At 59.7% G+C, this 19,306-nt stretch carries 20 protein-coding genes and 3 pseudogenes; 7 read left to right on the top strand and 16 right to left on the bottom strand.

The features are described 5' to 3' along the window. Positions 1 to 20: 20 nt before the first annotated feature. Positions 21 to 284, top strand: a complete 264-nt coding sequence (locus tag J2Z75_RS27610) for a DUF982 domain-containing protein (protein ID WP_209856979.1) — start codon at positions 21 to 23, stop codon at positions 282 to 284. Between the two features lie 281 nt (positions 285 to 565). On the opposite strand, the pseudogene J2Z75_RS29785 reads toward J2Z75_RS27610, so the two are convergent. From J2Z75_RS29785 to J2Z75_RS27595, 3 genes and pseudogenes are all read right to left on the bottom strand, one after another. Next, a pseudogene (locus J2Z75_RS29785) lies at positions 566 to 727 on the bottom strand (ribonuclease HI); the annotation flags it as partial. Between the two features lie 57 nt (positions 728 to 784). After that, positions 785 to 1,180, bottom strand: coding sequence for a VOC family protein (locus J2Z75_RS27600; RefSeq protein WP_209856978.1), 396 nt, complete (start codon positions 1,178 to 1,180; stop codon positions 785 to 787). Between the two features lie 65 nt (positions 1,181 to 1,245). After that, the gene (locus tag J2Z75_RS27595) at positions 1,246 to 1,668 is read right to left on the bottom strand and encodes a tautomerase family protein (RefSeq protein ID WP_209856976.1); all 423 of its coding nucleotides are present in this window, start codon (positions 1,666 to 1,668) and stop codon (positions 1,246 to 1,248) included. A 117-nt stretch (positions 1,669 to 1,785) separates the two neighbouring features. Here J2Z75_RS27595 and J2Z75_RS27590 point away from each other — a divergent pair, with 117 nt between their 5' ends. Continuing rightward, complete coding sequence (locus J2Z75_RS27590; protein WP_209856974.1) at positions 1,786 to 2,376, top strand: TetR/AcrR family transcriptional regulator; 591 nt, start codon at positions 1,786 to 1,788, stop codon at positions 2,374 to 2,376. Between the two features lie 37 nt (positions 2,377 to 2,413). Here the strand turns inward: J2Z75_RS27590 and J2Z75_RS27585 are convergent, their stop codons facing one another. Then, the gene (locus J2Z75_RS27585) at positions 2,414 to 2,692 is read right to left on the bottom strand and encodes a hypothetical protein (RefSeq protein ID WP_209856972.1); all 279 of its coding nucleotides are present in this window, start codon (positions 2,690 to 2,692) and stop codon (positions 2,414 to 2,416) included. A gap of 214 nt (positions 2,693 to 2,906) precedes the next feature. Here J2Z75_RS27585 and J2Z75_RS27580 point away from each other — a divergent pair, with 214 nt between their 5' ends. Together J2Z75_RS27580 and J2Z75_RS27575 are read left to right on the top strand one after the other, a co-directional pair. Beyond that, on the top strand, positions 2,907 to 3,170 hold the full coding sequence (locus J2Z75_RS27580) for a DUF982 domain-containing protein (protein WP_209856970.1): 264 nt from the start codon (positions 2,907 to 2,909) through the stop codon (positions 3,168 to 3,170). A 75-nt stretch (positions 3,171 to 3,245) separates the two neighbouring features. Beyond that, the gene (locus J2Z75_RS27575; protein WP_209856968.1) at positions 3,246 to 3,497 is read left to right on the top strand and encodes a DUF982 domain-containing protein; all 252 of its coding nucleotides are present in this window, start codon (positions 3,246 to 3,248) and stop codon (positions 3,495 to 3,497) included. A 401-nt stretch (positions 3,498 to 3,898) separates the two neighbouring features. Here J2Z75_RS27575 and J2Z75_RS27570 read toward each other — a convergent pair. Continuing rightward, a pseudogene (locus J2Z75_RS27570) lies at positions 3,899 to 4,303 on the bottom strand (sugar-binding domain-containing protein); the annotation flags it as partial. Positions 4,304 to 4,337: 34 nt separating this feature from the next. Between J2Z75_RS27570 and J2Z75_RS27565 the strand changes: the two are divergent. Further along, positions 4,338 to 4,592, top strand: a complete 255-nt coding sequence (locus tag J2Z75_RS27565) for an aromatic amino acid lyase (protein ID WP_327791308.1) — start codon at positions 4,338 to 4,340, stop codon at positions 4,590 to 4,592. A 31-nt stretch (positions 4,593 to 4,623) separates the two neighbouring features. On the opposite strand, the pseudogene dnaE2 reads toward J2Z75_RS27565, so the two are convergent. From dnaE2 to J2Z75_RS27510, 11 genes and pseudogenes are all read right to left on the bottom strand, one after another. Continuing rightward, positions 4,624 to 5,230: pseudogene (gene dnaE2, locus J2Z75_RS27560) on the bottom strand (error-prone DNA polymerase); the annotation flags it as partial. A 126-nt stretch (positions 5,231 to 5,356) separates the two neighbouring features. After that, a complete protein-coding gene (locus tag J2Z75_RS27555) occupies positions 5,357 to 5,704 on the bottom strand; it encodes a cupin domain-containing protein (protein ID WP_209856967.1) in 348 nt (115 codons plus the stop codon). Positions 5,705 to 5,751: 47 nt separating this feature from the next. Then, positions 5,752 to 7,074, bottom strand: a complete 1,323-nt coding sequence (locus J2Z75_RS27550) for an NAD(P)/FAD-dependent oxidoreductase (RefSeq protein ID WP_209856965.1) — start codon at positions 7,072 to 7,074, stop codon at positions 5,752 to 5,754. A gap of 11 nt (positions 7,075 to 7,085) precedes the next feature. Next, entirely contained in the window at positions 7,086 to 7,970 is an 885-nt protein-coding gene (locus tag J2Z75_RS27545; RefSeq protein ID WP_209856963.1) for an ABC transporter permease, read from the bottom strand. Between the two features lie 11 nt (positions 7,971 to 7,981). Beyond that, positions 7,982 to 8,932, bottom strand: a complete 951-nt coding sequence (locus tag J2Z75_RS27540) for an ABC transporter permease (RefSeq protein WP_209856961.1) — start codon at positions 8,930 to 8,932, stop codon at positions 7,982 to 7,984. Between the two features lie 94 nt (positions 8,933 to 9,026). Beyond that, the gene (locus J2Z75_RS27535) at positions 9,027 to 10,703 is read right to left on the bottom strand and encodes a peptide ABC transporter substrate-binding protein (protein ID WP_209856960.1); all 1,677 of its coding nucleotides are present in this window, start codon (positions 10,701 to 10,703) and stop codon (positions 9,027 to 9,029) included. Positions 10,704 to 10,789: 86 nt separating this feature from the next. Beyond that, entirely contained in the window at positions 10,790 to 12,121 is a 1,332-nt protein-coding gene (locus J2Z75_RS27530; RefSeq protein WP_209856959.1) for an NAD(P)/FAD-dependent oxidoreductase, read from the bottom strand. A gap of 1 nt (position 12,122) precedes the next feature. Then, complete coding sequence (locus J2Z75_RS27525; RefSeq protein WP_209856958.1) at positions 12,123 to 12,821, bottom strand: SDR family NAD(P)-dependent oxidoreductase; 699 nt, start codon at positions 12,819 to 12,821, stop codon at positions 12,123 to 12,125. A gap of 23 nt (positions 12,822 to 12,844) precedes the next feature. Then, positions 12,845 to 13,330, bottom strand: coding sequence for a MarR family winged helix-turn-helix transcriptional regulator (locus tag J2Z75_RS27520; protein ID WP_327791307.1), 486 nt, complete (start codon positions 13,328 to 13,330; stop codon positions 12,845 to 12,847). Positions 13,331 to 13,615: 285 nt separating this feature from the next. Further along, positions 13,616 to 15,262, bottom strand: a complete 1,647-nt coding sequence (locus J2Z75_RS27515) for an ABC transporter ATP-binding protein (RefSeq protein WP_209856957.1) — start codon at positions 15,260 to 15,262, stop codon at positions 13,616 to 13,618. A 66-nt stretch (positions 15,263 to 15,328) separates the two neighbouring features. Further along, positions 15,329 to 16,531 carry a LysR family transcriptional regulator gene (locus tag J2Z75_RS27510; RefSeq protein WP_327791306.1) on the bottom strand — a complete coding sequence of 401 codons (1,203 nt, stop codon included), beginning with the start codon at positions 16,529 to 16,531 and terminating at the stop codon, positions 15,329 to 15,331. On the opposite strand from J2Z75_RS27510, the gene J2Z75_RS27505 reads away from it, so the two are divergent. Both J2Z75_RS27505 and J2Z75_RS27500 read left to right on the top strand, forming a co-directional pair. Continuing rightward, positions 16,421 to 18,004 carry a GMC family oxidoreductase gene (locus J2Z75_RS27505; RefSeq protein WP_327791305.1) on the top strand — a complete coding sequence of 528 codons (1,584 nt, stop codon included), beginning with the start codon at positions 16,421 to 16,423 and terminating at the stop codon, positions 18,002 to 18,004. The two genes, J2Z75_RS27510 and J2Z75_RS27505, sit on opposite strands and share 111 nt — an antisense overlap. A gap of 147 nt (positions 18,005 to 18,151) precedes the next feature. Next, positions 18,152 to 19,303, top strand: coding sequence for a transporter substrate-binding domain-containing protein (locus J2Z75_RS27500; protein WP_209856952.1), 1,152 nt, complete (start codon positions 18,152 to 18,154; stop codon positions 19,301 to 19,303). Positions 19,304 to 19,306: the final 3 nt, after the last annotated feature.

Here is a 19,306-nt window from a genome sequence, read left to right as displayed (position 1 = left end):
AAGACTCTGGGAGGAGCAAAATGCACCCGAATGAAATCTGCAACCCAACTGAAATTCAATGGCAGCCGGTGACCGTCAGACTTCGTGGCGGCATTGAGAGGAAAGTATGCGGCCCGCTTCAGGGCTTCGAGATTTTGAACCGACATATGGTCGGACCGAATAGCAATATTTCTGCGAATGCTGCCCGCTGCTGTCGGTTGGCACTCGAACGCAAAATGACACCGGAACAGGCTCGTCAAGCGTTTGTAGCCGCCACGATGGACCAAGAGTTGCGCGCGAATTGAGGGCATGCCCCCGCCCACATCGCCGGATACGCGTTCTCCGCTTTTAACCATAAAGGATTGCCCATGACGCTCCCCGTAAATCCCGGGCCCGACCTGCCCGGTCCGACGCCGCCGGTTCCGCCAATCGATGTGCCGGACCTGCCCCCGCTTGAGCCGGAACAAGAGCCCGACCCCGGCCGCCTTCCTGATGACAAACCGGAACCAAACCCGGTTGAGCCAAGCATCGGCGACGTGTTGGGGGATCTGAGCTAAACCTTCCATAAGGCCGCTTTCCCGACGTTTCACATCGCCCCCAGGATCTGCCGATATTCGGTGGTCAGGGTATCTACGGGCTCGATGACAACGTCGATGGCTTGCTCAGGCCCGATCAGGGAGGGCTCGTCAGCTCGCTCGTTGCCTGTCGCACCGTTATGCCCCTTGACCCACTTGATCGTGATCTGTGCGGCACGTGGGCAAGAATACCGTCACCAACATCGTGCAGCTACAACGGACTGAAGAATCTAGACTTTGCAGTCAAGCATCCATTGAACCCCGTACCGATCGGTGAGCTTGCCATAGTAGCTCCCCCAAGGCTGCATCGCGAGTGGCGTCGTTACCTTTCCGCCGACAGTGAGTTTCGTAAATAATCTGTCGGTGCTGTCGCGATTGCCCATGATGAGAATGTGGGACGAACCTCGCATCGGCTCAGCATCGTGATTGTCCGAGGCGAAGAACAGAACTCCCGGCCCCTCGAAGCGGGCATGCATTACCTTGCCCTTCATCGCTTCGCTGGCGATTGGAATGCCGTGATCTCCATGGCGCATGAGCGTTGTTACCTGACCAAGGCCACATTCCGTATAGAATGTAAGCGCAGCGTCGCACTGCGTGGTGAAGAAAAGATAGTTGGCTAGCTGCATTTCATAGACTCCTGTCTATTGCCGGGCCAACTAGCCCGGCATTCCTGGATATTTGTGAGATGGGGTTAGGCGGCGGAGGCGGTGATGGCTTCTACGAGATCGGCGTTATCGTAGCTACGCCCTGCGATCCCCCAGGCTCCCTCGGGCGCGTAGACGATGTTCGACCAGATGTATTCGCGCCTGAGCTGACCTCCCGCGGCTCGCTCGACCACATCTGTTGCCTTCTCGATAAACGCCCTCTTCGCCTCCGATGTCGCCAGCGCGATTTCGGGGAGTTTCAGCTCAACGAAAGCCGCCTTAACGGGCTTCCCCGCAGCAAGAATATGTTCCTTGGGAAGCACGTTGATCGAACCGACGATATTGGCGGTCATGAACGCGTTTCCGCTGAGGCCGGCGATTTCAAGGACGGCTTCAGTCAGCCCTGCGAAGGCCTTGGCCTGCGCTGCAGGCGATAGTAGACCTTCCGGTATGGTCAGCGTGATGGGCATGGTTCTCTCCTTGTTTAACGTGTGTCCAGACATGATATATACTGAGTACTCTCTATCGATACACACTGATCACTCTCTATGCAATGATAAAGAGTGATCTCTCTTAAAGGGGCCGATATGCGCTACAGCGCCGAGCATAAAAACGAGACACGGTCGAAGGTCGTCGCAGCAGCCGGACAAGTGTTCCGCAAGGAAGGCTACGGCGGCGCAGGTATTGACGCACTAACAAAAGCAGCGGGCGTAACAAACGGCGCATTTTATGGGCACTTTAGATCGAAAAGCGAAGCATTTCGTACCGCCGTCGTTGCCGGACTGGAAGAATTGCGGCAGGGAATCGCGACGCTTAGGACCGAACAGCCGCAGGGCTGGCTGGAAACGTTCGTAGGCTACTATCTAGGGCATAAGCGAACATGCGATCTCGGCGAAAGCTGTGCGCTACCGAGCCTGTCCGCAGATGTAATGCGCACCGATAACGAAACCAGACGCGTCTACACAGAAGAACTGGAGCATCTTATCGCGGAAATCGCTGCCGGTCTGCCAGAAGGCCCTTCGTCGCGTTCGGCGGGAACCCCGCGAGAAGATCAGGCAATTCTATTGCTCACCCTGCTTACCGGCGGCGTCACGCTTGCTCGGGCTGTATCGGACCCGGTACTATCCGAGAAGATTGCCAAGCTTGTAACGGTGGAAGCGATACGTTCCGTTTATTGATCTGGCGATCATCCCGGAGACCAGCGCTGACCGAAGCTTAGGGTGTCATTTCGCCCCCAGCCGGAACCGACCCCCGGTACAGGCGCTCGCCTTCGCGGATAAGGCGGCTGCTGCCTGCCGCAAGATAGGTTTGCGGCATGACCTTCTGGACCTGATGAACCGCAAAAATCTCGTCGACGCGATGCGAATCCCATCCGCCACCGAGACGGCAAAATCCCTCCATGCGTTCTTGCATCGTGGTGTCGTCCCACAGTCCATAAGGCTGCGGGAACGCCAGCACCCACTGGCCTGCCTTGATATCGATGAGCGTGGTCATGCTGCTTTCCTTTTCATCGGGAGAACGGTGGCGTCGCCTTTCGGCCGCGGGATGCCGTAAGCCTTCTCAAAGCCGGAACCGCCTGTTCTCCAACAGCTTACGACGGAATTCGGCACGGGTGCCCGCACTCGAATATTAGATATACCTCAGGAACAAATCCCGCGGCGGCGCGTTGCTGTCGCGCGAGAGTTTCATGATGGTTGGGAGATGACCGATGCATCCGAATGAAGTCCCTACGCCCACCGAAATCGAATGGCGCCCTGTGATCGTCCAAATGCGCGAGGGGCCGGTGTTCAAGGTCTGCGGCCCTCTCCAGGCATTCGCAATCTTGAACTGCCAGAACTTCGTGAAAAATGGCCGGCTTCAACGGCACGCACAGCAATGTTGTCAGTTGGCAATGGAGCGCAAGATGTCCGCTGACGAGGCCAGGCTGGCATTTATGGCCGCTACCATGAGGCAGACACTGAAGGTTGTTTGAGGCCATGCCGCTCGTGGATATCGCGTTACGGGTGATCCTATCCGTCTTTGGCAAATGCAGCCGAAGGAGCATGTCATGAACAACGACAGCATCTGGGATGTGAACGTCGAGCTCGCCATTGAATGCAGCGATCATTTTCGTGTGGTACGGAACGCGCGTGAGGCGATGGCCTGCCTGACCACGAGCTGGCCTGAAATCAAAGGCTCCCGTCACGCAGTCGCCCGACAGGCGTGCCTGGCCGCCTTGGAGGGAACGAAGACCAATGCGGAAGCGCGCATCGCGTTTGAAGCCGCAGCAGAGGAAGCCGGCATCCTGAAGCGGAATTGAAGCAGCCCTGAGGTCTTCGCCAGTGGTTATGCTGCGGTGCTCCGGCCGATCAGTGTTTTTCTGCGTCATTGGCGCGCTAACGGGAAGACTCACGGCTTGCCTCGTTCGTTCACATCGAACCGCGCCGCTTTTAGTCGGCTCACTTCAATCTGCAGTTCGGCCTCGGTCTCGCACTTCCGATACTAGATGGGGATTAAGTGTTGGTCTCACCTTTTGGTGCATCTGCCTCGGAGTGAAAACGGCAAAGATGTGGAGCAAGTACCGCGCTCCCTCCCTCGGCAAGGCGGTATGAGCGGCCTGCGCTACTGCGGAAACCGCGGCATCAAAAACCTCACGCGGGTGATTGGTTTCTGCTAAGCGAACTCAAAATGGCATCTCACACGAAATAATTGGTCCTCACCCTAGCTCTCGGCCAATTCCAGTAGCGCCTTAGCGGCGCTTTCCTCGGTGATCAGCGTGTTGCAGCCTATGCGCTTTATCGTGGCGCGGATCGCCACGGCGCGATGTGCGCCCCCCGAGGAAAGCACGATGTGCCTTGCCTTCTTCAGGGTATCCAGATCAACCGACATCACGCGACTGTTGATCGCGTGATCGACGCTGTTGCCGTCCTTATCGAGGAAGTTGAACATTGTGTCGCAAACGCAGCCGGCATCGATCAGCTGCTGCAATTCCACCTTTGAGATCCAACCTTCGGAGAGCGAAGTCGAACGTGGGCCGATATCGCCGCAGCTGACGATTGCAAGATCGAGGTCTTCCGCCAGGCGGTAGATCGTATCCAATCCGCATTTGTCGATCAGATTGCGCTTGACCACCTGTGCCAGCCAGGAAGACCACGTCAGCATGGGCATGTCCGCGGCTATGCAGGCACGCAGCGCGTCCGATAATCTCGCCGACATCTTGAGTATCGAGCTCATTTGCGCCGCACAGGGACTGGAATTCCACAAGGCTTTGCGGCCGGGCAAAGGTACGGCCGCGGCCTATGACGCGATCCGGAGTGTGGTTCCCCCGCGCACCAGCGACCGTCCCATGTACCCCGAACTTCAAGCCGTCCGAAACCTTATCGATGATGGCACCCTTTCTGATTGTTCCCGGTAGCACCTTTCATCAGAGCCATCTCTCGCTGAGTTCACTGAAAATTCCAAGCTTTCACCTTCAACGTATCGATGCAGGTCGGTATCAATATATCCCTCGTCTTCACACCTATAGATAGCCGCTCGCGGTTGTCCGAACTGCCCAGTGATCCATGTGCTAACTCGTCGCCCCGTCCTGACGGCAGCCGGAAACCATCCCGCTCGCCAAGACCTGCCAGCTCCGGGGTCGGATGGAACATCCGTTGCTCAACGAGATACACAACGCAGCCTTCCCGCTGGATTTTAGCGTTGAAGGCCATCAAGCTCGACCCGAGCACGACACGGCGTTGCTTTCAAACAGGCGCGGCCAGACGACGACATTGGCGACGCCCGTCTCTTCGTCGATCGTCATGAACATCACGCCCTTGGCGCGGACAAGGACAGCCCGCGGTCATCAGCCATCGACCGTCGCGCCCCGACGTCGCCTCGGCACAGGTCACGATGCTCCGCTTCGTAAGATTCTCGCGCAGGAAACTGACAGGGCGCGCGCAATTTTAGCCCCATATGACCGTAGTCCTCGACAGCATTGGCGCCCTCGGTCGTCTGCCTGAGCGCTACGTCCGCCTGCTGCTCGGCAATCACCGCCCGTTCACGCTTGCTACTGATTGGCCAGGGCGCATAGTCTCAGCGGGTGGCTAAGCGGAGTACGGTGTCGGACGAGAGACCGTGCATCGGAATGAACGTTCCCTGCGAGAAGTCTGGAGCGAGGTCAGATCACAGTGCAAACGATCAGATTTTGGGAACGACCGTCGCCAGCTTGCGGAAAGGCGAGAGAACCTCGAGCGAAACGCTGCTACCGAGCGGCACCCGGACGATCGAGCCGGGCCTGATCCGGACAGGTTCGGCATCGCCGAGCGTGCACAGCGCCTCACCCTCGAGAACAACGAAGGTCTCCTCCAGAGGACGGGCCGGATAGGAATAGACACCCGGCTCGGCCTTCCAGACGGCGACGATCGTCCCACCATCACCATCGTCCTCCCAGATCGGACGGCGCCATGAGCCGGAATCGCGGCCCTGCGCGGGAAGACCAGGGGTCAGGTCGATATCGTCGAAAATGTCGTAGATCGGCACAGGCATGGATTGGGTCCTTCGGTTGCTGCTGTCGTGTTCGAGGTCTCGACCGGTTAGGCATGCGGAGGCAAAGGAGCGCCCGCAAGTCTGGTCTTGATCCAATCGGAAACGCGGTAATAGCGCAGGGTCAGTTGCGGGCCGTAGTTCATGTAGTACGGCGCGGCCGTCAGCGGCTCAAGCTTCAGCGACAGGTCTTTCTCCGGCACGCCCTTTGCCCATTCAGAAAGAATACCGCCAAGCATGCTGCCGGTCGGCACGCCCCGGCCAGAAAGGCCGGTCAGGGCGACCACACCGGGAGCAAGATCGTAGAGGCGCGGGACGGTTCGATACTGCATATCCAGCTCTCCGAACCAGAAAAACTCCCAGCGGATTTCCTGCCTGATCTGCGGATGCAGCCATTTTAGCCGGTCGCTCATGACGGTTCGCGTATAGTCCATATCCCGCCCGCGCCGGCCCATCGGGAACATCGAAGCAACGATCCGCCCTTCGGCATTGTATTTGTAGACGTAGATATCGCCGCGCCCGTCATGGATGGTGGTGTTCTGCGGCAGGATAGACCGGCGCTCGCCCTGCGACAGCGGCTGCGTGGCGGCAACGAAGACCTTCTGGATCTTGAAGGTTCCGTCGAGCTTCGGCCAGCCGCCGACCGTATAGGCGCCGGTCGCAAAGATGACCTTGTCTGCAGCGACCTTGCCGTTGGGGGTGCGGATGGCCCAGCCGGTCCCTTCGCGCTCGCAGCCGGTCACGGGCGAACTGGTGTGGACGATGCCACCCTCCTGGAGGACGGCACGGGCGAGACCACGAGAATAGCCGAGAGGGTTGAGATGCCCTGCTTCCTCATGCAGCCAGCCGCCATGAAAGCGCGGGCTGCCGGTGAGCTTTTCCACCTCGTGCCTGTCGAGCGCGCGTGTTTTCGCACCGACCGCATTGTAGGTGCGGACCTTCTCCTCGATCGTCTTCATCACGCCGGGATAGGGCGCGCCCATGACATAACCGTTCTGCTGCCACTCGCACTGGATCTGGTAGCGCTGGATCATGCCGGCAACGCGGTCGTTGGCGCGGGTCTGGCGGGCGATCAGCCGTTCAGCCCAGGGTTCGCCCAGCATCTTGCGCAATTCGGGCAGGCTGTAATGGGTGAAGGTTGGTGTGCAATGGCCGGCATTGCGGCCGGAACCGCCAAAGCCGATCTCCTCCTTTTCCAGAAGCACGACACGGATGCCGTCGCGGGCAAGTTCGAGCGCCGTCGTCAGGCCGGTATAACCGCCGCCGACGATGCACACATCGGCCTTGACCGTGCCCTCCAGCTCCGCCGTTTCCGGAGCGGTCGCGGCGGTCGCGTACCACAGGGTCGTCTTGAAGGGAGAAAACCTGGCCATGCCGCCCCTCCTCAGTTGAGATCGCTGCGGGCGTCGAGCGCGTCGCGCAGACCGTCGCCGATGAAGTTGAAGCTGGTGACGGCGAGCGTGATGGCGACACCGGGCACGATCGCCAGCCAGGGCGCACGGTCGAGATACTGCTGCGCGCCATTCAGCATGTTGCCCCAGCTCGGCAGCGGCGGCTGGATGCCGTAGCCAAGGAAGCTGACATAGGCCTCGAGCAGGATGGCGCGGGCAACCGTCAGCGTGGCGGCGACGATGATCGGGCCGATGGCATTCGGCAGCAGTTCACGGAACATGATCCAGCTGTTGGACAGGCCAAGCATGCGCGCGGCCAGAACGAAATCGCGCTCGCGCAGGGAGCGGACCTCCGCTTCGACGATACGGGCGATTTCCATCCAGCTTGTCACAGCGATGATGACGGTAATCATGAACGGGCTCGGCTTGATGAAAGCCGCCAGCGCTAAGAGCAGGAAAATACTCGGAAAGGACAGGAAAGCATCGACGAAGCGCATCAGCGCTGCCCCGATACGCCCGCCGTAGTAGCCGGCGCAGACGCCGATGACGGTGCCAATGATCGTGCTGAGCAACATGGCGAAGAAGCCGACCAGCAGCGAAATACGTCCTGCCATGAACAGGCGCGCGGCGAGATCGCGGCCGAGCGGGTCGGTTCCGAAGATGTGGTAGCCGGTGAGCGGCGGTGCAAACCGGGCGCGCAGATCGATATAGAGCTCGTCGAACGGCAGCAGATAGGGGCCGATGACGCAGGCGAGCGTCAGCACCGTGATCATGATCAGCCCGATCATGGCGAGCCGATGACGGGCGAAGCGGCGAAATGTGCGGCTTTGCCACCAATGGGATTTCCCGGAGCCGGGAACGGAAACGATTGCGGACATGATCTTTCTCCCTAACTCAGCCGGATACGCGGATCGACGAAAGCGACGAGAAGGTCGGCGATAAGACTGCCGAACAGCACGAGGATGGCGGAGAACATCAGGAGGCCCATGACGACTGGATAGTCGTTGTAACCGAGGCTATCGAGAAACAGCCGCCCCATGCCGGGCCACGTAAACACCGTCTCGGTAACGAGTGCACCACCAAGAATCGTCGGCAGTTGCAAGCCTGCCAGCGTGATCATCGGCAGCAGTGCATTGCCGATTACGTGCTTCATCAGCACCCGCCGTTCCGACAGGCCCTTGGCTTTGGCGGTGCGCACGAAATCCTGGTTGATGACGTCGAGTGTCGCCGTGCGCATGTAGCGGCTCCAGACGGCGACGTTGACGAGCGCCAGAACCACCGTGGGCATGATCAGATGGATGGCGTAGTCCGAAATCGAGCCATTGCCGATCGTGTACATGTTGCCGGCCGGGAGCCATTTCAGCTCAAGGGAAAACACGTAGATGGCGACAAGCCCGAACCAGAATGTCGGGATCGACAGCGCCACCATGGCGCCGACGGTGGCGGAATAGTCGAAGATGGAATAACGTTTCGTCGCGCCCTTGATCCCGACCCAGGTGCCGACGGCGATCGACAGCACGGTGGACGACCCCATCAGCAGCAAGGTCGCGAAGAGATGGCCGGTGATGATGCCGAGCACCGGCTGGCTGTCGCGGTAGGAGCGCCCCCAGTCTCCCTGCAAGAGATGCCAGAGCCAATCAAGGTACTGGATCGGCAGCGGCCGGTTCAGGCCCATCTGCTCGGCTATGCGATCGAGCGTTTCCTGGGTCATACCCGGCGTCAGTGCGTATTGCGACAACGGACCTCCGGGCGCCAGATTAAGTACTGCGAACCCGATCATCGACACCAGAACCAGGAGGATCAAGCTTTGCCATAAACGGCCCAGAAGGTAGCGCAGCATCGCAGTCTCTCCGATTGTTGGGATATCAGGTCCCGGACGTCGAATGCTTCTTTGCCCTCTCCCGCAGCAGGGAGAGGGCTTCAACGGGAACGTGTCAGGATGACCAGTACCAGCTTCCGGGGTTCCAGCTGTCGATGCGCACGTTGACATTGTAAGCGATGCCTTCGGCGCCTTTCTTGTAGCCGCGGACTGTGGCGTACTGGAAGATCGGCAGGAAAGGCAGATCGGTGCGCATGATCTCTTGGATCTTCAGATAGATCTTCTTGCGCTCTTCCGGCACGAATATCTGGCCGCCCTCGGTCAGGAGCTTGTCGACCTCGGGATTGACATACTGCCAGGTATTCTGGCCGGAACCGCCTTTGGCGACGATCGATGTCGATTTGAAGTAGTCCGACGTATCCGGATCGGCACCGGTCAGGAAATCGAGACCGACGACAACGCTGTCGAACTGCGAACTCGTCCAGTATTCGCCCCACATGACGGCAGGCGGCAGGTTGGAGATCGTCATCTCGACGCCGATGTCCTTGAACGACTGCTGCATGAACTGCTGCACCTGTTCGCGGATATGATTGCCGGCCGTCGTGGAATTGGAGAACGACAGCTTGATGCCATCCTTGGCGCGGATACCGTCCTCGCCCGGCACCCAGCCGGCATCATCCAGCACCTTCTTGGCCTTTTCCGGATCATATTCATGCTTCGGCAGGTCCGGATTTGCGTAGAAGGACTGCTGCGGCATGTAGCTTTCGGTCGGCGTCGGCAGGCCATAATACAGGGCCTCGATGATCGTCGCCTTGTCCAGCGCATGGTAGAGAGCCTGACGGACGGCGAGGTCCTTGAACTGCGGCCTCTCCATGTTGAACGTGACGGATTCGACCGTCGACCCCGGTACGACGATCACGGTCTTGCCCTCCAGCACCTTGGCTTCCTCATAGTGATCCGGAGTGATCCATTGCAGGCCGGCAACGTCGATGTCGCCGGTCTTGAACTGGGTGTAGAGCACAGTGAGATCCGGGATATATTTGTAGATGATCCGTTCGAGATAGGGGCCGTCGCCGAAGTAATCGGCATTGGCTTCGAGCGTGATGTGGTCGCCGGCAACGCGCTCCACCCATTTGAACGGACCGGTACCAATGGGCGCATTGTTGAAAGGTGCCGTGTTCTTGTCTTTCTCCGCGCCCAATACATGCTTGGGTACGATGAACGTCGAGGCCAGGATCGACGGATAGGGCGCGAACGGCTTGTCCATCTTCCAGGTGATCTCGGTCGGCGAGACGACGGTCAGTTCGCGCACCAGTTCGTGTCCAGTCTTGCGCCAGCTGCGGAAATCGGGATCGACCATCAATTCCAGCGTGAACTTGACGTCTTCGGCAGTAAACGGCGTTCCATCATGCCATTTGACATCATCACGCAGCTTGACCTTCCAAGACAGTCCGTCGGCGGAGATGCCGCCGTTCTCGACGCTCGGCACTTCGACGGCCAGCGCCGGGATGAACTTGCCGTCAGGATCGATGGCAAAAAGCGGATCAAAAACGCTGAAATGAATGCCTTCATCCACTTCGATATGCAGCAGATGCGGATTGAAGACGGTCGGTTCCTGCGAAAAGCCAACGATCATCTGGCCGGTTGGCTTTGCAGGCGGTGTCGCCGCGAATGCCCGATCGCGGCCGAGAAGACCGGGCATGATCAGACCGGACGCGCCGGCCAGAGCCATCATGGTCAACGCCCGACGGCGCGTCGGATTAAGAATTGCATGCTTGGTTTCGTCAGACATCGGTCCGTTCCCTTTGCTGTTGCTCAGTCACTGTTCCACTTTGTTTTTCTGCACGTCATGCGATCTGCCTTCTTTGTCCGGGCAGATTAGAATCCGCTGATCAGCTCGATCTTCGAACCGTCGGAGAAGCGGGAAAAACGAAAATCCTTCGGATCGACGATCGGCGGTTTTCCCGTAACGATATCGGCCATCAACCGCCCCGCGGCGGGGCCGATGCCGAAGCCGTGGCCGGAAAAACCGGTGGCGATATGGAAGCCAGGGATCTGATCGATCGCGGAAATCACCGGCACGGCATCCGGCGTCACGTCGATATAGCCGGCCCAGCGCTGGGCGATTTCGGCCTTCTCGAAGACAGGGAAAGCCTTCTTGAGATTGGCGAGCGCCAGATCGGACAGTTTGGTGGCAGGCTTCGGGTCGAGCACGCGATTGTATTCGAACGGGCTTGCCTCATCCATCGCCCAGCGGTTCGGGATTCTGGCTTCGTCAAAGAACCGGCCTCCCAGCCGGAATTTCAAAGACCGCCATTCCTTGCTGAGCGCCGGCATGAAATCCCTGGCATAGCGGAAGGATTTTGGGACGATATCGACGACGTTCTCATGACCGGACGCGATCGTGTAGCCGCCGTCCTGGCGTTTGCGCACGGCAAAACCGTTAGACCAGAGGGCCTGCTCCGGCCCACCTTCGAGCGGTTTGGTGCGCAGCACCGAGTTCATCACTTTGAGCTGCGGCAGATCGATTCCGAAATTGCCGGAGAAAAGGCTCGACCAGGCGCCGCCGGCGAGCACCACGGCCGAGCAGGCAATCGGACCGCGCTCGGTGATGACACCGGAAATCTTTCCTCCGACTGTTTCTATGCCGCGGACCGCGCATTCGGTGAGGATCGCCGCACCCTTATCGCGTGCAGCCTCGGCAACTGCGGGTGCCGCCTTCTGCGGTTCGGCCCGCCCGTCGGCCGCGGTATAAAGTGCCCCCTTGATAGCCATGTTCGCGTTCGGGAACATGGCCTTGAACTCTGTGGCGTTGAGCATCCGCGAGTCGAGCTGGTAACCCTCGAGATTGCGGTTCCAGCGCTCGTGATCGACGAATTCCTGATCGGTGGCGCAGGTGAACATGATGCCGGCGCGTTTGTAGCCGGTGGCACGGCCGGTTCTCTGGTCGAGATTGCTCCACAGCCGCAAGGCTTCGGCCATCAGCGGCACTTCGCGCGGATCGCGCCTGGAGATGCGCACCCAGCCCCAGTTGCGGCTCGACTGCTCATGCCCGATGCCGCCCTTTTCGCACAGCGCGACCCGCAGGCCGCGCTCAGTCAGTTCGAGCGCCGTCGAGGTGCCGATGATGCCGCCACCGATGACGACGACATCCACCTCCTTCGGCAGGTCGGCATCGCCGTGGACGGGAACGACATAAGGTCCAGGCATGTCAGTAGGACTCCTCAAGCTGGCAATTGATGGTGAATTCGGCGACGCTCGCCTCGTTCGGCAGGTCCAGCAGCATGGCGATGATGCGGGCGATATCGCACGGATCAGTCATCTCATCGTCGGCGCGGCTTGTCAGGCCGCGCGCCATATCGGTGGCAACGAAGCCGGGGCAAACGGCGGTGGCGCGGATGCCGAGATCCCAGCCGGCGTGGCGGATGCCGTGGGCGAGCGCGACAGCTGCGAACTTGGAGATCGAATAGAGCCCGGCACCGGCACTCTTCACCCGCTTGCCCGAGAGCGAGCCCAGAATGATCACTCGTCCATGGCCGCTCGCCGACAGCGGCGGCCAAGCAGCCTTGGCAAGCCGGCGCGGTGCCTTGACGTTGACCGCCATCGTCATCTCAAGCTCGTCTTCATCCGCCTCGATGACCGTCTTTGGAATCATGATGCCGGCATTGGCGACAATGGCGTCGATCCGGCCATAGGACGCCAGCGCGTCGGCGACCCAGGCCGTTTCGCTCGTGGGATCGGCGGCATCATAGGCGAAGAGCTTGACCCGGCCGGGATCGGCCCAGCCGGGCAAAACCGGCTGGCGCATGCCGAGCGACAAGCACCAGCCCTCACCGTAAAGAAACTTGGCCGTTTCCGAACCGATGCCGCGATTGGCACCCGATATCAACGCTACACGTTCTGCCGTCATGGCACGATCTCCGGAAACAACGATCAGGATAGGCCGGCGATCCGGCGATAGGCCCTGCGCAGGATGTCCGTCAGCAGGCGTTGCTCGTCTTCGGGAATGAAGTCGAAGAAGTCCCTCGATTGCTGGGTAACAATAGCGCGCACCTGCACGGCAAGTTCTGCGCCCTTCTCGGTGATATAAAGCTCCTGCGCCCGGTTATCGTCTGCGGACGTCTCGCGCGTCAAAAGCCCGTGATTTTCCATCTGGTCGACCAGCCGGCCCATGGCGGACCGATCCTTGAGAATGAGCTGCGCAATCACGGAGGGGCGAATTCCCGGATGGCTATCGACCATCAGCAAGGTCGTGATCTTGCCCGTGCCCTTGGCGACGTCGCACCCTTCCAGGCGCTCGTCGAGATCACGCGAGACCCCCAGATTGACCGTGCGGATGTAGAAGCTGAGCGTATCCTCCAGCACGTCGAGATCAATATCGCTTATAGAGACGGGTGGTGTTTTCCTTCGCTCCAGCACGGTGACAAGGCTCCAAAAAAACAATGGGATAGCGTTTCCGTTCTTCAGCGAAAAACAGAAGCTTTAGTCTTAACTCTGGCAGTGTCAGGCGGTCTTCTAAGTGTGATGATTTGCCAGATAGTGGATAAATGCAACTATTTTTTTGATGACACCGGCGATATTTTGTTCACCGCCCAAGGTTGCCTGTTCGATAGGCAGCGCACAGATCAAAGGGAAGCAAAACGATAAAAACCGCCCTGATTTGCACCAGGACGGTTTGCGGAAAGCATCGCACTTTGCGGGATGTCAGGCAGCAGGTTCCCACTCGCTGCCGGGGATCGCCGACACGAGCTTGCGCGTATAATCATGGCCGGGCGCGCGGAAGATCTGCGAGGGCGGGCCGTATTCGACGATCTCGCCCTTGTACATGACGGCGATCTCATCGCAGATTTGGCTTGCGACGCGCAGATCGTGGGTGATGAAGATCATCGCCACCTTCGTCTCCTTCTGGATACTCGTTAGCAGCTCCAAAATCTGCGCCTGGATCGACACATCGAGCGCCGACACGGCTTCATCGGCCACCAGCAGTATCGGGTCGAACATCAGCGCCCTGGCGATGCCGATCCGCTGGCGCTGACCGCCGGAGAACTCATGCGGGAAGCGGTCATAGGCGCCCTCGTCCAGCCCGACCAGCTTTAACGTCCGAAGCGCCTTCGCCTTGGCCTCCGGCACCGATACGCCGTGCGCGACCGGCCCGACAGTCAGAACCTTGCCGATCGTATGGCGCGGGTTGAGTGAGGCGAAGGGGTCCTGAAAGATCATCTGGATATAAGGCCGCATCGAGCGAAACGCATCGTTGGACATCGGCGCGATGTCGCGGCCGTCGAACAGGATCTTGCCGCGGTCCGAGTCCATCAGTTTCAGGAGGACCCGGCCGAGCGACGACTTTCCGGAGCCGGATTCCCCGACGACGCCAAGAGTGCGGGCCTTGCGGATCGAAAAGCTGACATCGTTGACGGCCCGCACCATCCGCCCCTTGGAAAAGAACCCGCCGGAGGTGCTATAGGTCTTGCTGAGATTTGAAACTTCCAGCACCACGGGCGTATCGGCGACCCCTTCGCGATCCTGGGCGGTCATGCGCGGAACGGCGGCGATCAGGCGTTTCGTATAGGGATGCGCGGGCGTATTCAGCACGACATCCGCCGGACCCTGCTCGACCAGATTGCCCTTTTCCATGACAATGACGCGGTCGGCAATCTCCGCGACGACGCCGAAATCGTGGGTAATGAACATCACGCTCATTTTCTTGCGCCGCTGGATTTTGCGGATCAGATCGAGAATCTGCGCTTGGGTCGTGACATCCAGCGCCGTTGTCGGCTCGTCGGCGATCAGGATGTCCGGATCGAGCGCAAGCGCCATGGCGATCATGACGCGCTGACGCTGGCCGCCCGACAGGCGGAAGGGGTATTGATGCTGAAGCAGCGCCGGATCGGGCAAGCCGACCTCATCGAGAAGTTCGAGAACCTTGGCCGCACGGCTTTCAGGCGTGCCCACCTTGTGAGCCTCCATCACCTCGGCGATCTGATCGCCGATTGTCATCAGCGGATTCAGTGCCGAGAGCGGATCCTGGAAGATGATCGAGACGGCGCGCCCACGCAGCCCGCGCAAAGTCTTTTCGTCCGCAGTTATCAGATCCATGCCCTTGAACCAGATGCTTCCGTGGGCAACGGTGATCGCCGATGACAGCAACCCCATGATGGCGTTGGCGGTCACTGACTTTCCCGAGCCGGACTCACCGATGATGCAGAGAATTTCTCCCGAGTTCAGATCGAAGGAGATGTTGTTGACGGCATGCGTCCGCTCCATGTTTTTCGGCAGACTGACAGTCAATTCCCGAACGGACAGCACTATACCGTTGTCGGCTTTTGTTCGCACAGTTTCAGTCTGCAGCATGGCTGATCCCTTTTTGACTCCGATTGGCACAGGAGATTATGCAAGAATGATGCCGAGTACGCTTCTTTAAGCGAGAGCATTTTCCGGGTTCGGGCCATCGGCGCCCCTTTGCGGCTTTGACGCAAAGTGTGTCGAAGAAGGCTTATTGAACAACGATCTTTCCCTTCGAACTGCCGCGGTGAGCAGGTCAACAGTCTTGCGAATTCGGGCATGACGCCGAAGGTCCTCGTGAACCGACAGCCAGTAGCTGCGGCGCAGGAGGAACGACGATTGCAGGACGGGAACAAGCAGGTGTTTTCCCGCAGTAAGATAGGCCGGCAAAATACCCATGGCCATGCCGCTTTCAATCATGGCGCATTGGGCAACGATGCTGGTGCTTGTGAACCGCATCGCGGATGTCAGACCCGGAACGTCGAGATAGGCAAGCTCCTTCGTGTGGAGAAGCCCCGGGATATAGCCGCAGAGCGTATGGCCGGTCAGATCATCCAGCATCTGGGGAATGCCGTTTCGTCCGAGATATTTACGGGTGGCGTAAAAGCCCAGCGCATAATCGGTCAGCTTGCGTGTCGCCAGGCTGCCTTCTTCCGGGCGATCGAGTGTAATAGCGATGTCGGCTTCCCGGGAGGAAAGCGAAAACGTCTGAGGTAAAGCAACAAGCTCGATGTCAAGGTTCGGATAGTCCTGCATGATGGCTGCAATGCGTCCGCCGAGGTAGCCCACGCCGAGCCCCTCCGGTGCACCGATTCGCACGCGGCCCGTCATGCCGGTTGTCTCAGCACCGAGACCGCCGATCTCCTGGAGGACGATTGATTCGAGCTTGGCGGCGGACCGTCTGAGCTCTTCGCCAGCCGACGTAATGCGCAATCGCCTCCCAGCCCGCTCGAAAAGCTGAACGCCCAGGCTTTCCTCGAGCTTGGAAAGACGGCGGCTGATGGTCGAGTGGTCCAACGCAAGCACCTGTGCAGCATCGATAATCCGGCCGGTACGAGCGACGTGCAGAAATACCCTGATATTGTCCCAATCCAATTTCCAGAACTCCTTTTTGCACATGCTATGTGCATTTGCGTTCCTTGTCTTCAACGACGTCGCCAGTAAACCGGTGACATATCGATCAAAAGATGGAGAGACGCGATGGAGGGGGATTATGATTACATTGTCGTGGGGGCCGGGACAGCAGGGTGCATCCTTGCCAACAGGCTGTCTGAAAACCCCAGGAACCGCGTGCTGCTCCTTGAGGCCGGCGGCAAGGACAACTGGATCTGGTTTCATATACCCGTCGGCTATCTTTTCACGATCGGCAATCCCCGCTCCGACTGGATGTTCAAGACAGAAGCGGAAGCCGGCCTGAACGGTCGTTCGCTGTTCTACCCGCGCGGCAAGGTCATTGGCGGGTCGTCGGCGATCAACGCGATGATCGCCATGCGCGGACAGGCGGCGGACTATGACGGTTGGTCGAACCTTGGTCTTCCCGGCTGGGGCTGGCAGGACGTCCTGCCCCATTTCCGGCAGATGGAAGATCATTTTATGGGGGAAAGCGCGTATCATGGCACAGGTGGCGGCTGGCGCGTCGAGGCGCCGCGTCTCTCCTGGCCGATCCTCGACGCCGTTCGGGAGGCCGCAGCGGAACTCGGCGTCCGCAAGATCGCGGATTTCAATACGGGCGACAATGAAGGATCCGGCTATTTTCACGTCAATCAGAAACGAGGTCGTCGGTGGTCGTCGGCGAGGGGTTTCCTGAAGCCGATTCTGGCTCGGCCAAACCTTCGGCTTGTAACCGGTGTTCTTGTGGACCGGCTTGTCATCGAAGACGGGCGGGCAACGGGGGTGCGCTATATCCGCGACGGCGTCTTGAGAACGGCGACGGCAAGAGGCGAGGTCGTGCTGAGTGCCGGCGCCATCGGCTCCGTCCAGCTGTTGCAGCGGTCGGGCATCGGGCCGTCGGAATGGCTTTCGGCCGTGGGCATCGAACCGATTCTTGAGCGGCCCGGCGTGGGGCGCAATCTCCAGGATCATCTGCAGCAGCGCGCCGTCTACAGGATCAGCGGCGCCCGCACGCTGAACGAGACCTATCACTCGCTCTTTCGCCGTGGGCTGATGGGGCTCGACTATGCCCTGCACCGCCGTGGACCGCTGACCATGGCGCCATCCCAGCTCGGCCTGTTCATGCGCTCCGATCCGTCGCACGATCGCGCCAACATCCAGTTTCACGTCCAGCCCCTGTCCCTCGACAGGTTCGGCGAACCGTTGCATCGGTTTCCCGCGATCACCGTCAGCGCCTGCAATCTTAGGCCGACGTCGCGCGGCGAGGTGCGGCTGCGCTCAGCCGACCCCCATGCGCCGCCGCTCATCGCCCCGCACTATCTGACGACAGAGGAAGATAGGCGGGTGGCCGCGGACGCTATCCGCGCGACACGCCGGCTGATGGCACAGCCCGCGTTGAAACCCTACCGTCCAGAGGAAGTTCTGCCGGGCTGCGCCGTCGGCGATGACGAGGCATCGCTGGCCAGGGCCGCCGGCGATATCGGCACCACCATATTCCATCCGGTCGGGACCGCGAAGATGGGTCGCGCGGACGATCCGCTGTCCGTCGTCGATGCACGCCTGCGCCTTCACGGGATAGCGCGTCTTCGCGTGATCGATGCGTCGATCATGCCGACAATCACCTCCGGCAACACCAATACGCCGACGGCGATGATCGCGATGAAAGGTGCTGCAATGCTGCTTGAGGATGCACACCAATAACCATGCACGGCCTTTCGTTCCGCTATTGTCACCGGACACGGAAACTGACATCATGGCTTGGCAGGCTTCAATGGGCCGCTGATATTCCATGAGCAGGGTAGCTCTCGACCGGAAACGGGCGGGAGCTTTTTTATTTTTTGGTGGGCGATGATGCATTCAGAAAGCTGGCGAGTCGGTGTGCTGTTCTCCGAAACAGGTGTGACAGGGGCCGTGGAAACAACCCAGAGGGCCGCGACCTTGCTGGCGATCGACGAAATCAATGCGGCCGGCGGCGTGCTCGGCCGGGCGATCGAGCCCGTCGCCTATGATCCCCAATCGACGCCCAATCTCTACAAGGAACTCGCGGTCAAGCTTTGCGACGAAGACCGGGTCCGGGTCGTTTTCGGTTGTCATATGTCGAGTACCCGCAAAGCCGTTCTGCCCGTCATCGAGGCTCGTGACGCGCTGCTGTTCTACCCGACGCTTTACGAGGGATTCGAATACTCCCGTCACTGCATCTATACGGGTGCAGCCCCCAACCAGAACTCCGTCCAGCTCGTCGACTTCCTGACCAAGCATTATGGAAAGCGGGTCTTCCTTGTGGGTTCGAACTACGTCTATCCTTATGAATCCAACCGGACGATCAGCGACCTCTTTCTTCAACTGGGCGGACAGGTGCTGGACGAGATGTATGTTCCCCTGAACCTTAAAACCGAAGATGTCTCCAAGATCATCCGGCATATTCGCGCGGCCCAGCCGGATGTCATCTATTCGACGATCGTCGGCGACGGTATCATTCCGTTCTACACGGCGTTCAAAGAGGCTGGATTCGATGCGGCGACGATGCCGATTGCGAGCCAATCGACCAGCGAGGCGGACGTGATCCGCATGCGGCCGGATGTGGCCGAGGGTCATATCACCGCAGCCCCCTTCTTCGCCTCTCTGGATACACCCCGCGCCCGCGCCTTCGTCTCGGCTTACCAACAGCGATACGGCCTGGAGATGCTGCCAACCGCGCCGGCCGAAGCGGCCTATTTCCAGGTTTATCTCTATGCGGCGGCTTTGCAGCGCGCCGGTGGCGACGGGCTTGAGCAGCTTCTGCCGGCTCTCTATGACGTCGAGTACGATGCCCCGCAGGGTGCGGTGAAGATTGATCGGCTGACAAACCACACGCATCTGTGGCCAAGAGTGGCAAGGGTGAATCCACAGGGCGGATACGACATCGTCTATGATCCGTCGCTCCGGGTGGCGCCAGACCCGTTCATGCGAGAATATCGCCCGGACTTGACGCAGACTTTCCCACATCGTGTCCAGGTTTGACAG

It is taken from the genome of Rhizobium herbae, assembly GCF_017873135.1.
Lineage (GTDB): Bacteria > Pseudomonadota > Alphaproteobacteria > Rhizobiales > Rhizobiaceae > Pararhizobium > Pararhizobium herbae.
This window is presented reverse-complemented; position numbering and strand designations above follow the sequence as displayed.

Bases quoted from the DNA above. Each gene is read 5' to 3' on its own strand.
- J2Z75_RS27580 (WP_209856970.1), top strand. From the start codon at position 2,907: ATGCATCCGAATGAAGTCCCTACGCCCACCGAAATCGAATGGCGCCCT.
- J2Z75_RS27525 (WP_209856958.1), bottom strand. From the start codon at position 12,821: ATGACGGCAGAACGTGTAGCGTTGATATCGGGTGCCAATCGCGGCATC.
- J2Z75_RS27510 (WP_327791306.1), bottom strand. From the start codon at position 16,531: ATGAAACCAGATCCAGTTGTCCTTGCCGCCGGCCTCAAGGAGCAGCAC.
- J2Z75_RS27600 (WP_209856978.1), bottom strand. From the start codon at position 1,180: ATGCAGCTAGCCAACTATCTTTTCTTCACCACGCAGTGCGACGCTGCG.
- J2Z75_RS27575 (WP_209856968.1), top strand. From the start codon at position 3,246: ATGAACAACGACAGCATCTGGGATGTGAACGTCGAGCTCGCCATTGAA.
- J2Z75_RS27610 (WP_209856979.1), top strand. From the start codon at position 21: ATGCACCCGAATGAAATCTGCAACCCAACTGAAATTCAATGGCAGCCG.
- J2Z75_RS27585 (WP_209856972.1), bottom strand. From the start codon at position 2,692: ATGACCACGCTCATCGATATCAAGGCAGGCCAGTGGGTGCTGGCGTTC.
- J2Z75_RS27535 (WP_209856960.1), bottom strand. From the start codon at position 10,703: ATGTCTGACGAAACCAAGCATGCAATTCTTAATCCGACGCGCCGTCGG.
- J2Z75_RS27540 (WP_209856961.1), bottom strand. From the start codon at position 8,932: ATGCTGCGCTACCTTCTGGGCCGTTTATGGCAAAGCTTGATCCTCCTG.
- J2Z75_RS27545 (WP_209856963.1), bottom strand. From the start codon at position 7,970: ATGTCCGCAATCGTTTCCGTTCCCGGCTCCGGGAAATCCCATTGGTGG.
- J2Z75_RS27595 (WP_209856976.1), bottom strand. From the start codon at position 1,668: ATGCCCATCACGCTGACCATACCGGAAGGTCTACTATCGCCTGCAGCG.
- J2Z75_RS27500 (WP_209856952.1), top strand. From the start codon at position 18,152: ATGATGCATTCAGAAAGCTGGCGAGTCGGTGTGCTGTTCTCCGAAACA.
- J2Z75_RS27530 (WP_209856959.1), bottom strand. From the start codon at position 12,121: ATGCCTGGACCTTATGTCGTTCCCGTCCACGGCGATGCCGACCTGCCG.
- J2Z75_RS27515 (WP_209856957.1), bottom strand. From the start codon at position 15,262: ATGCTGCAGACTGAAACTGTGCGAACAAAAGCCGACAACGGTATAGTG.
- J2Z75_RS27565 (WP_327791308.1), top strand. From the start codon at position 4,338: ATGGGCATGTCCGCGGCTATGCAGGCACGCAGCGCGTCCGATAATCTC.
- J2Z75_RS27550 (WP_209856965.1), bottom strand. From the start codon at position 7,074: ATGGCCAGGTTTTCTCCCTTCAAGACGACCCTGTGGTACGCGACCGCC.
- J2Z75_RS27555 (WP_209856967.1), bottom strand. From the start codon at position 5,704: ATGCCTGTGCCGATCTACGACATTTTCGACGATATCGACCTGACCCCT.
- J2Z75_RS27590 (WP_209856974.1), top strand. From the start codon at position 1,786: ATGCGCTACAGCGCCGAGCATAAAAACGAGACACGGTCGAAGGTCGTC.